Origin of the sequence: Paenibacillus luteus (assembly GCF_006542765.1) — a bacterium.
Classification (GTDB): Bacteria; Bacillota; Bacilli; order Paenibacillales; family Paenibacillaceae; genus Pristimantibacillus; species Pristimantibacillus luteus.
In genome coordinates, this window is record NZ_SKCD01000044.1 from 339394 (window position 1) to 351454 (window position 12061).

Below are 12061 nucleotides of genomic sequence, written 5' to 3' on the forward strand. Positions count from 1 at the left end.
AATGATAGATTACATTCTTGAAAGGGGACTCACTATGAAACAGAAAAAACGGTTTTCAGCTTTCATCATGATGGTATTAGCTTTTACAGTCGTATTGGCAGCATGCAGCAGCAATAATAATGGAAAGACAACAGAAACGCCATCATCAAAACCTAGCAATACCTCGCCGCAGGAAGAGGCGGGATCAGGCGACATTGTGCCATTTGGCGAGCAGCCGCTAGAATTCAGCCTCTATTCCAACTATGACTTCTCTACGCCGATCGGTTACGGGGACGATGTAACGAGCAAATGGATGAAGGAAACGATGAAGCTGAATTTAATTGAGATTGGTTCTAACGGAAATGCCAAACAGAAATTCGGCACAATGATGGCTGCCAATGAGCTGCCGGATGCGATCATGATGGACCGGGGGTCACCGGAATACAATACGATGGTGAAGAACAAGCTGCTTGTTCCGCTTGATGAGTATTACGAGAAATACCCGACACTGCGGAATCTGATCGACGACAGCACCTTTAATATGCTGAAGCACGAGGATGGCCACATTTATGTCATTCCAAACTGGTTCGACAGCGAGAAAAATCCTTACAAATATTCAAATACAGGCTGGACTGTAAATCGGAAAATTTATAAAGAGCTTGGCGAACCGGCGCTTGCTACCTTTGAGGATCTATATGCTTATTTGAAGCAAGTGAAATCAAAATATCCGGATGTCGTTCCGCTCGAAACCGGCATTACGATGAACGGCGTCAATATGCTGTTTAAGCTTTTCTATACAGGCTATGGCGAAAACCGCACCATCTGGAACATTGGGGATATTCCGAGATTCCCTAATACTGCTACCTCAACGATGGAATCGATCTTTAACGATTCGGCTTATAAAGAAGCTTTCGTATGGATGAATAAGCTTTACCGTGAAGGACTAATCACACAGGATATGTTCACGCAGAAGCAAGAACAGGTCGTCGAGAAGCTGAACTCAGGCAGGCTTGCTATGACAGGCTTCTCCAATATTACAGGTCAAGGCATTACCGCTAATAACATCTTGAAGGCTTCTGACCCGGATGCCGGCTATGACTATATTCCGTTTCTGGCTGCACCTGAAGTAGATGTAGATTCGGTAAATCCACATACCTTTGGTACATTGGGCTGGAATGTAAACGTTATCACTTCTACAGCAAAAGAACCCGAGCGCATCTTTCAATTTTTCGATTGGTTTGCCGGTGCAGAAGGACAGCGCCTAAACTCCTTTGGTCCTCCGGGGGTACTGTACGACGAAGTCGATGAGAATGGTGCGCCGATTGACAATGAAAGAGCGAAGACGATCTCAGCGGAAGAGAAAGCCAATCTGAAGCTTGGTATTTTTAATCCGGAAGGCTCCTGGATGTTCTATGTCATTGGCCATCACAAAAACGCACAAAACCCTGAAACCGCGAACTGGGGCAACGAAGCCAGTGAGTTTTTTGGCAAGTATGCCAAGGTGAACACCGACCAATTCAACAACATGGTCATCGATCCGAAATCGGATACTGGCATCGTGCAAGAGCAGATTAAGCAAATGTGGTTCGAATACAACGCTAAGCTGATTTTCGCCAAATCAGATCAAGAATTTGAATCCACTTTTGAGAAGCTGCAAACAGGTGTGAACAAGCTAGGCTATGATAAGGTGCTTGAAGCCTACACGAAGGTGTGGCAAGCCAATCTTGAGCTAATGAAATAAACGGAAGCGAACGGCGGCCGGTTTCCGATCTCGAATCGGGAGCCGGCCGTCTTTATAAATGGACACGAACCGTAGGGAGGAAATGAACAGATGATTGACCGCAAAGCTTTGGTTAGTCGCCATAATCCGGTGATTCGCGGATTCGACCGATACAGCTGTCTCTCCGTTGGGAACGGCGAATATGCGTTTACCGTGGATGCAACGGGACTGCAAACCTATCCAAAGGAGTATGAGGAGGAGGGAGTGCCCCTCGGGCACTTCTCGAACTGGGCTTGGCACACGGACCCCAACCCGGAAGGATATCGGATGGAAGATTTTAAATTAACCTATTACGAGACCTTCAATGGGAGAAGCGTTGGATTTCCTTATATGCCATCCGGTGAGATGACGGAGGAATATAAGTTCCTCAAATTAAATCCACATCGACTTCATCTTGGAAGAATTCAGTTCAGCTTGAAGCTGGAGGACGGTGAGCCAGCGCCAAAGGAGCATTTGACTGGTACCGAGCAGGTATTGGATTTGTGGAGCGGAGTGATAACAAGCCGGTTTCAGCTTGCGGGAAAGCAGACCACGGTTCAAACCTGCTGCCACCCCGAGAAGGACATGATAGCGATCCATGTGGAATCCGAGCTGATCCGCACAGGCCAGCTGCAAGTTGCTTTTCACTTTCCCTATGGAGAGTGGAGCCGGACTGGCGTGAATTGGGGCAACCCGGAAGGGCATCGAACCGACATAACGGCGGGAAGCAGCGCGAGCGCTTGCCTAGTTCGAGAGATGGATCAAACGAGCGTTGCCGCACAGATTTTGTGGTCAGCTGGCAAGCTAGTCCGGGACGGGGAAGATGCGCATCGCTTCTTGTTCATTCCAGATCCTATGAGCGAGTCTTTTGATCTGAGTTTTCATTCCGTACCGACAATCTCCAAAGCCGGGGCTGTGAATTTTCAGGAAACGCTGACCGCCAGCGCTCTGTACTGGGAAGGCTTCTGGAGCAGGGGAGCCGCCGTTGAACTCATTGAAAGCAGCGATAAGCGTGCATCGGAGCTGGAGCGGAGAATCATTTTATCCCAGTATTTGACCGCCATTCAATCATCGGGATCGCTCCCTCCACAGGAATCCGGGCTTACGCATAACAGCTGGGCAGGGAAATTTCATTTGGAGATGCATTGGTGGCATGCCGTGCATTTCGCCTACTGGAACCGCCATGACTTGCTGGAAAACAGTTTGGCTTGGTATGGCAGCATTTTGGGAAAAGCACAGGAAACAGCAGCATTTCAAGGGTATGAGGGCGCACGCTGGCCAAAATGCGTTCCGCCTGATGGCGTAAATGCTCCTTGTTATATCGAACCGTTTCTGGTCTGGCAGCAGCCGCATCCCATCTATTATGCGGAACTGATTCACCGGATAACAGGCAGCAGTGAAACTTTGGCGCATTACGCTGAAATCGTCTTCGAGACGGCGGCCTTTATGGCCTCCTATGCCGAATGGGATGAGACGAATCAACGGTATGTGCTGGGCGCGCCAATCGCTCCTGCACAAGAGATTTACGATCATGCAACCACGATGAATCCAACGTTCGAGCTATCTTATTGGAGCTTCGGACTATCCACAGCGAATGCTTGGAAGGAAAAGCTGGGACAACCACGGGTAGAGCTGTGGGACCATGTTATTGCCCATCTATCTCCACTGCCTGTTGTTGAGGGATTATATGTCGCAGCGGAGACAGCCAGCAATACTTTTACAGAGAAAGCCGGACTGAAGGATCATCCCACGATGCTTGCTCCGCTTGGGCTGCTTCCCGGTTGTATGGTGGACGAAGAGACGATGCGCCGTACGCTTGAACAGGTCGTACAGCAGTGGGACTGGGACGCAACATGGGGCTGGGATTACCCAATGGCGGCGATGACGGCAGCGCGGCTTGGCGAAGGGAAGTTGGCCTTGGATTTGCTGCTGATGGACAAAAAGACGAATACCTTCTTGCCGAACGGCCATAATTACCAGCGCCTGCAGCTGCCAACTTATTTGCCTGGAAACGGCGGCTTGCTTACAACGGTAGCTATGATGGCCGCAGGCTGGGACGGTGGGCCAGACCTTGCAGCTCCTGGATTTCCTCAGGACGGTACGTGGACCGTACGGCATGAAGGACTTATAAAGATGATTTAAACCAACCGCTTGGAGGAGAGCCAGATGGATTCGAACGAATGGAAGCTATGGTACGAGCGCCCGGCTGAGGATTGGGTCGAGGCGCTGCCGATCGGAAACGGCCGGCTCGGAGGAATGGTGTTCGGCGGGACCAGACACGAGCACATCCAGCTCAATGAGGATACCTTGTGGTCCGGATACCCCCGTGATTCATCTGCTTATGATGCAAAGCCTTACTTGGAGAAGGTTCGGGCTCTGGTTGCGGAGGGCAGCTATGCCAAGGCGCAGCAAATGATTGAGGAGAACATGCTTGGTCCATGGAATGACTGCTATCAGGCCATGGGTGATCTGCATATCGCCTTTGCAGGCGGTGATAGCTTTGCAGATTACCGCCGCGGTGACGAGCCGATCCATTATCGGCGCGAGCTGAATTTGGCAACGGCAGTCGCAGCGACGGAGTTCAGCTTAAGCGGTGTGAGCTTTAAGAGGGAGTCCTTCGTATCGGCTGTCGATCAAGTCATGGTAATTCGGCTTACAGCTGACAAGCCAGGCAAATTGAATTGTCAGCTGTCGCTGAGCAGCCCACTCAATCATGCAGTGTACAAAGCTGGCGCCGATCTTATTTCACTTAGCGGTCAGGCGCCAAGCTACACCGAGCCCTATGCTTACCGCATTGCTGAGCCTGTTCGATTTGAGGAAAACAAGGGCTTGACGTTTGGAATCGAGCTGAAAGCATTCATTGAAGAGGGACATCTGGAGGTAACTGGCGGTCGCATTCTCATTAGCGGAGCAAGCGCGGTGACACTGCTGCTCAGTGCGGCGACCAGCTTCAATGGTTTTGACAAGGACCCGCATCCGGACGCGGAGGGCAAAGATCCGCTGCTCGCATGCAGGCATCAGCTGCAAGAGGCGGCAGTCTACACGTACGAGGAACTGAGGAGCCGGCATATCGCCGATCATAGCGAGTTATTTAATAGAATGGATCTTTCACTTGGCGATGGAGGCTGTTCAGACCTGCCGACGGATGAGCGGATTTTGAAGCTGCGGGAAGGGCAGGAGGACCACTCGCTGGCAGCATTATTTTTCCAATATGGCCGTTACCTGCTCATAGCGAGTTCCCGCCCAGGCACGCAGCCGGCCACGCTGCAAGGGATATGGAATGAGATGACGCGTCCTCCCTGGCAGTGTAATTATACGACCAATATCAATGTGCAGATGAACTACTGGCATGCCGAGGCTTGCAATCTGTCAGAATGTCATTTGCCTTTGTTCGATATGCTTGACGATTTAAGAATTACCGGAGCAAAAATGGTCATGGAGGATTACGGCTGCCGCGGCTGGACAGCTCACCATGGCGTCGATTTGTGGAGAGTTGCCGCGCCTTCCGGAGGACCATCGAAAGGTCCGGCAAGTTGGGCTTTTTGGCCAATGGCGGGACCTTGGCTCGCGCAGCATCCCTGGGAGCATTATCAATTCAGCAAGGACAAGGTTTTTCTGGCTGAACGTGCTTATCCGATCATGAAGGAAGCGGCATTGTTTTGTCTGGATTGGCTCGTTGAAGATCAGGAGGGACGCTTGGTCACGAATCCTTCGACGTCGCCGGAGAACACGTTTATTGCTCCGGATGGCCAGAGAAGCGCTGTAAGCACCAGCTCAACGATGGATGTGGCACTGATTAGGGAATTGTTTACGAATTGCATGGAGGCTATTGGCATCCTGGAGGAAGACGAAGCTTTCGGCCTTGAACTGAGACAAGCAAGAGAGAGGTTGCTTCCGCTGCGCATTGGCAAGCATGGCCAGCTGCAGGAATGGTCAGAGGATTTCGAGGAGGCAGAGCCGGGCCATCGGCATACCGCACATTTGTATCCCCTTCACCCTGGACAAGAAATCAGTCCGAGAACGACGCCTGCGCTGGCCGAGGCTTGCCTTACGACGCTGCGTCGTCGTCATGCGCATGAGGGCGAGGATGCCATCGGCTGGTGCTATGCCTGGATGGTGAATCAATATGCACGGCTGGGGGATGCTCAAATGGCGCATAGCTATTTGATCAAACTGCTGAAAAATCCTTACTCTAATCTGTTTAACGCGCATCGCCATCCGAAGCTGACCTTTTATCCGCTCACCATAGAAGCCAATTTTGGCGGTACCGCAGGCATCGCGGAGATGCTGCTGCAGAGTCATTTGAATGAGCTGCATTTGCTGCCCGCACTTCCCAATGAATGGTCTAGCGGCTATATCAGAGGCTTGCGTGCAAGGGGCGGGTTTGAGGTTGCGATGGAATGGAAGTCTGGCCAGCTGCAGCGAGTTTCGATTCGTTCCCAAAGCGGCGAGAATTGTCGGGTTCGGACACCCATGCCGATGAGGCTTGCAGGGGCAGCTTGCCCAAGTGATCCTCTTCAAGAGGGCAGGGAATCGGAAGTGCTGTTCTTCCCTACCGTACCTGGTGAAGTATACGAGCTTTATCCGCTGAGCTAACCAGAAGGCTGCTTGATTGAGGCTTGCGGGAGCTAGAAACAAACGCAGGATCAAGTGGTGGGTCATAATCAAACAACGGCTAAAGGAGCTGCAACATGACAATCAATGAGCTTCGAGATTGGGAAAACCTTGAGGTGCTGAGCCGGAACTTAGAACGGCCGCATGCTCATTTTATCCCTTATGCGGATAGAGATGCAGCCATGCAGGGGGAGGGTAATGACAGCCCTTATGCGATGCAGTTAAATGGCAGTTGGCCGTTTTATTACGCAGAATCGCCATCCGAAGCTCCGGATGGGTTCTATGAGAAAGGGTTCAATTGCGAGAATTGGGAGCAGATTTCCGTTCCCGGCAATTGGCAAATGCATGGTTATGGTCGTCCGCTGTACAGCAGCAGTAAGTATCCATTCCCGATGGAGCCGCCGCTGGTACCGGACCGAAATCCGACTGGCTGTTATTTAAAAACTTTTACGGTGCCGGACATGTGGGCTGAACGGCGAATCTATTTGACGTTTGAGGGTGTAGATTCTGCTTTTCATGTATGGATCAACGGCGAGTTGGCGGGTTATAGCCAAGGAAGCCATATGCCTTCTGAATTCGACATCACGGCTCTTGCACAGCCAGGCGAAAATAGGTTGGCTGTACGCGTATATCAATGGTCGGATGGAAGTTATTTGGAGGATCAGGACAAATGGCGGCTGAGTGGGATTTTCCGGGATGTCCATTTACTTGCAAGGTCGGAGCAGCATATTCGCGATGTGGCTGTTACGACGAAGCTGGATGCTGCTTACGCGGATGCAGAACTGGATGTTGAAGTATCGGTTTGCAACCGATCCATGGACGAGGACGTGACGCGCCTCCTGCATGTAACGCTGATTGATCCCGAGGGTCATATCGTGCTTGACGATACGGAAATGGGAGGCTTTCGGCTGGCAGCCGGAGGGGAAGAGACGACTGTTCTGAAGCTGCCTGTTGCAGCGCCGTTCAAATGGAGTGCAGAGACGCCAAGCTTATATACGTTGCTGCTGACGCTGCATGGCGGACTGGAGCAAGCAGAGGAAACCGTGCGGCTAAAGGTTGGCTTTCGTTCTGTAGAAATCAGGCAAGGCGAGCTCCTCGTGAATGGCCGGTCGGTTATTTTGAAGGGCGTTAACCGGAATGAATTTGATCCAAGGCTAGGTTTTGTCGTGACGGAGGAGATGATGCTTGGGGATATCGTGCTGATGAAGCAGCATAACATTAACTCGGTTCGCGCTTCACACTATCCAAATGATACGCGATGGCTTGATTTATGTGACGAATACGGGCTTTATGTGATGGACGAAGCGGATATTGAAACGCATGGTTTTCATTTTATCGGCAACGAGGGGCACTTATCCCAAGACCCTACATGGGAGAGGGCGTATTTGGACCGTCTCGTTCGAATGGTGGAGCGGGATAAAAACTATCCTTCGATTATTATATGGTCGCTCGGCAATGAGTCGGGATTTGGCTGCAACCAGGATACGCTGGCCGCTTGGGTTCGGCGCCATGAACCGACAAGACCGATTCATTATGAACGGGCGTATGACGCAGAACTGGTCGATATCGTAAGTGCAATGTATCCGTCCGTTGATACGGTCATTAAGGAAGGGATGAATACGACGGAGCAAAGGCCCTACCTGATGTGTGAATATGCGCATGCCATGGGCAATTCGGTTGGCAACTTGAAGGAGTATTGGGACGCTATCTACCATTATCCTCGTTTGCTCGGTGGACATATCTGGGAGTGGGCGGATCACGGGATCGTCCGGCAGTTGGAAACGGGTGACGAATGTTACGCCTACGGTGGAGACTTCGGCGATTATCCGAACGCCGGGACTTTCTGCCTTGACGGCTTGCTGTTTCCGGACCGTGGCTTGAAGGCTTCGATTTTGGAGCTGAAAAAAGTTATCGAGCCCGTAGCGGCGGAGTGGGAAAATCAAACAGCAGGCACAATTAAGCTGACAAATCGATATGATTTTGTGGATATGAGCCATTTACGGGCAATCTGGTCGCTGCGAAGGGATGGGGAGGAGCTGGAGCGGGGGGAGCTAGACTTGCCTGTGATTCCTGCCCGCACGCAAGGAAAGTTGACCATTCCCTATACGACTGGCCTGCTGGAGCAGAAAGGTGAATGCTGGATTCATATTAGCTTCACGCTTTGCGAGAATGTGCTTTGGGCAAGCAGCGGTTATGAGGTCGCGTGGGCCGATTTGATGCTGGCTCCCATGCCGAACAAGCAGCTAGAACAACATGTTGTGCCAACCGGCCGATGGGCAAAGCTTGCCGTAGCTCAGACAGAACAGGACATTGCGGTAACCGAGACGGAACGGGATATTTCGGTAACGGGGCAAAGGTTTGAGCTGGGTTTCTGTAAGCGAAGCGGAACGATCAGCCGCTGGTCATACGAGGGGATGCCGCTTATTTCAAGCGGTCCGCGGCTTAACCTATGGCGGGCGCCTTTGGATAACGACGTGCATCTAAAGAAGGAGTGGATGGCTGCGGGCTATGACCAGCTGCGGCAGGTGACGAGATCCGTTTCGATGGATCAGACTGTGGATGGCGCGCTGAGCATCCAAGCGACGTTTGCGCATGGCGCAGATGGACTAGGCATGTGTTTTCATTCGGAATCGCTCTATACGGTGTATGAAAGCGGAGAAATAACGGTAACTACCCGTTTATATCCCTTGGAGCGCAAAAGCGTGCCTGAGCGCGCGCGGACCGGGCTGCATTTGGATGTGATGGTGGCGGCGAGCTCGCCATTTCGCGCAGAGCTTCCTCCACTGCCTAGATTCGGCATTCAGCTTGAAATGCCGGAGGGCTTTGATCGTTTTGATTGGTATGGACTTGGGCCTCATGAATGTTATGCGGACCGTAAAGAGAGCGGCAAGCTGGGCATTTATGGCGGCACAGTGCAGGAACAGTTCGTTCCTTATATCAAGCCCCAAGAAAATGGGAGCAAGGCTGATGTGCGCTGGGCTGTCATCTCCCATCCGTCAGGCATCGGGCTGATGATGGCGGGCGAGCAGGTTATGCAAGCTGGGGTGCATCACTACAAGGCGGAGGATTTAGCTGCAGCGACACATGTGCATAAGCTCGCAAGGCGCAAGGAAACGATTGTCAGCCTCGATGCGAGGCAAAGCGGAATCGGCAACCACAGCTGCGGCTATGCACCTACACTGCCGCAATATTTAGTGGAAGCAGGCGAGCAAGCCTTTACTTATCGGTTAAAGCCGTTCGCTATGGATGAAAGTTCTCCGATGGAAATGAGCAAGCAACCGCCTGGCTTCTAAAGAAGTCAGGTAAGAGAGAGAATGGACCTGATCAAAATGGAGCGAGGAGAGATATTGAATGTTTAATGGAAAAGCAGCCAAAATTCTTTATGGCGGCGATTACAACCCGGAGCAATGGCCGCGCGAGGTTTGGCAGGAGGATATGCGATTATTTCAGCTTGCAGGCGTGAATATTGCAACGGTCAATGTGTTCTCTTGGGCGCTTAATCAACCGGATGAAAATACGTATAGCTTTGAATGGCTCGACGAAACACTGGATCTGCTTCACGCTTCCGGCGTCCATGTCTGCATGGGCACAAGCACCGCCGCTCATCCAGCATGGATGGCGACCCAATATCCGGATGTGCTGCTTGTCGAATCGGACGGGAAAAAGCGGAAGTTCGGACGGCGGCATAACTCTTGTCCAAGCAGCCCCACTTATCGCAAATATGCTACACGGATGGCTCAGCAGCTGGCGGAGCGCTACAAGGACCATCCAGCGATTCTACTATGGCATGTGAATAATGAATATGGCTTGCGCTGCTATTGCGAAAATTGCGAGCAAGCCTTTCGGGACTGGCTGCAGCAGAAATACGGCACGCTCGATAAGCTGAACGAGGCTTGGTACACACGCTTTTGGGGGCATACCTTCTACGACTGGAAAGAGATTGTCGCGCCAAGCGCGCTAAGCGAGCATTTTCAGATTAACGGCGTGGAGACGACCTGCTTTCAAGGCATTTCGCTCGATTATGCCAGATTCACTTCGGATAATATTCTCGATTGTTACAAGCTGGAGCGAGATGCGATTAAGGCCATTATTCCGGATGCGGTTGTGACAACGAATTTTCAAAGCAATGGGACGTATAAACCGCTTGATTACTTTAAATGGGCAAAGGAACTGGATGTCATCGGGCTGGATGCGTACCCTACGAGCGATATGCCAGTCAGCTATACGTCCATGCGCCATGATCTAATGAGAGGTTTGAAGGACGGTGATCCTTACCTGTTGATGGAATCCTGCCCAAGCCAATTGAACTGGAAACCGCAAAATGCGTTGAAGAGGCCAGGCGTGAACAGGCTATGGGGTTATCAAGCGATTGCGCGCGGCGCTGACAGCATTATGTATTTTCAACTGCGCAGGTCTTTAGGCGCGTTTGAGAAGTTTCATGGTGCGATGATTGATCATGCAGGGCATGAGCATACGCGGGTGTTTCGGGAGTGCGCGGAGCTTGGAGCGGAGCTTGATCGGCTCGGGGATACGTTGGTAGGGGCGCGGACAGAAGCGAAGGTTGCGATTTTGTTTGATTGGGAGAACTGGTGGGCTATTGAATATTCGAGCGGTTTGACCGTTGATTTGAAATATTTGAATGAGGTACAGCATTATTACGATGCATTTTTCAGTCAAAATATTCAGGTTGACCTGATCGGTACGGATTCGGAACTAAGCGGGTACGACCTGGTTGTCGCGCCTGTTCTATATATGGTCAAAGAGGGGTATGCGTCCAAGCTGGAGCAGTACGTGCAAAGCGGGGGCACTTTCGTAACCACTTTCTTCAGTGGGATCGTGAATGAGAATGACCGTGTTACTCCGGGAGGTTATCCTGGAGAGCTGCGCAAATTGCTTGGCATCTGGGTGGAGGAAAGCGATGCGCTTTTGACTTCCAAAACGAATCAGCTGAAGATGAGTGCTTCGCTAGGCAGCCTTGAGCAGGGCAGCACCTACGACTGCCGCATATTATGCGATCTTGTTCATTCGGAGGGGGCTGAGGTGCTAGCTGAATATGGCTCTGATTTCTACAAGGGTATGCCAGCGTTGACAAAAAACAGCTATGGCGCTGGAGAAGCCTGGTATGTTGCGTCGAGTCCCGAGCCTGTTTTTCTGCAAAAGCTGATGGGCAGATTGTGTGAGCAAATTGGCATTCAGCCGCTTCTCGCGGCTTCTGATCTTGTAGAGGTCAGCAGCAGGCAGAAAGGCGACAAACGTTTTCTATTTGTTCTTAATCATAACGATGAACCAAGAACGATTGAGCTCGGCCAAACAGTTCAGACTGATTTATTAAGCGGGAATGACGTCAGCGGCAAGATTGAGCTTGCGGCTAACGGCGTTCTGATTCTAGAAAGCGAGCAGAGGAGAGATTAGCAATGGCAAAAAGATTATTACCAGACACGCTGACGTTGGAGGCTCGCGCGGGACATGCGATGAACGCAATCGTTGGCATGGCGGATCGCGATTATGACGATATTCCGTTTTTTGCAGCTAACCTGATGACGGAGCCTGCGAATCTGACGCATGGAGACTGGGATTACGGGTCTTCGCACGGACGGATGGTTGACGGCATGATTTTGGCGCGGCATATGTCCGGGGAGACGTTTGGGTCAGACATTGAAGCCAAATACAGATCGAACCTGCTCTCGTTCTTCAAGGAAGACGGGCTGA

General features: G+C 51.5%; 5 protein-coding genes and 1 pseudogene. All 6 read left to right on the plus strand.

Going from position 1 to position 12061, the window contains the following annotated elements; genetic code table 11:
* Window positions 1-34: 34 nt before the first annotated feature.
* The gene (locus E0496_RS27480; protein ID WP_161601601.1) at window positions 35-1720 is read left to right on the plus strand and encodes an extracellular solute-binding protein; all 1686 of its coding nucleotides are present in this window, start codon (window positions 35-37) and stop codon (window positions 1718-1720) included.
* Between the two features lie 90 nt (window positions 1721-1810).
* The gene (locus E0496_RS27485; protein WP_141505037.1) at window positions 1811-3880 is read left to right on the plus strand and encodes a glycoside hydrolase family 65 protein; all 2070 of its coding nucleotides are present in this window, start codon (window positions 1811-1813) and stop codon (window positions 3878-3880) included.
* Window positions 3881-3904: 24 nt separating this feature from the next.
* The gene (locus tag E0496_RS27490; RefSeq protein ID WP_141505038.1) at window positions 3905-6334 is read left to right on the plus strand and encodes a glycoside hydrolase family 95 protein; all 2430 of its coding nucleotides are present in this window, start codon (window positions 3905-3907) and stop codon (window positions 6332-6334) included.
* A gap of 95 nt (window positions 6335-6429) precedes the next feature.
* Window positions 6430-9645 carry a glycoside hydrolase family 2 TIM barrel-domain containing protein gene (locus E0496_RS27495; RefSeq protein ID WP_141505039.1) on the plus strand — a complete coding sequence of 1072 codons (3216 nt, stop codon included), beginning with the start codon at window positions 6430-6432 and terminating at the stop codon, window positions 9643-9645.
* A 58-nt stretch (window positions 9646-9703) separates the two neighbouring features.
* On the plus strand, window positions 9704-11764 hold the full coding sequence (locus E0496_RS27500) for a beta-galactosidase (RefSeq protein ID WP_141505040.1): 2061 nt from the start codon (window positions 9704-9706) through the stop codon (window positions 11762-11764).
* 2 nt (window positions 11765-11766) lie between these two features.
* Window positions 11767-12061, plus strand: a pseudogene (locus E0496_RS27505) (hypothetical protein); the annotation flags it as partial.

Coding starts and splice junctions, on each gene's coding strand:
- E0496_RS27500 (WP_141505040.1), top strand. CDS start 9,704: ATGTTTAATGGAAAAGCAGCCAAAATTCTTTATGGCGGCGATTACAAC.
- E0496_RS27495 (WP_141505039.1), top strand. CDS start 6,430: ATGACAATCAATGAGCTTCGAGATTGGGAAAACCTTGAGGTGCTGAGC.
- E0496_RS27480 (WP_161601601.1), top strand. CDS start 35: ATGAAACAGAAAAAACGGTTTTCAGCTTTCATCATGATGGTATTAGCT.
- E0496_RS27490 (WP_141505038.1), top strand. CDS start 3,905: ATGGATTCGAACGAATGGAAGCTATGGTACGAGCGCCCGGCTGAGGAT.
- E0496_RS27485 (WP_141505037.1), top strand. CDS start 1,811: ATGATTGACCGCAAAGCTTTGGTTAGTCGCCATAATCCGGTGATTCGC.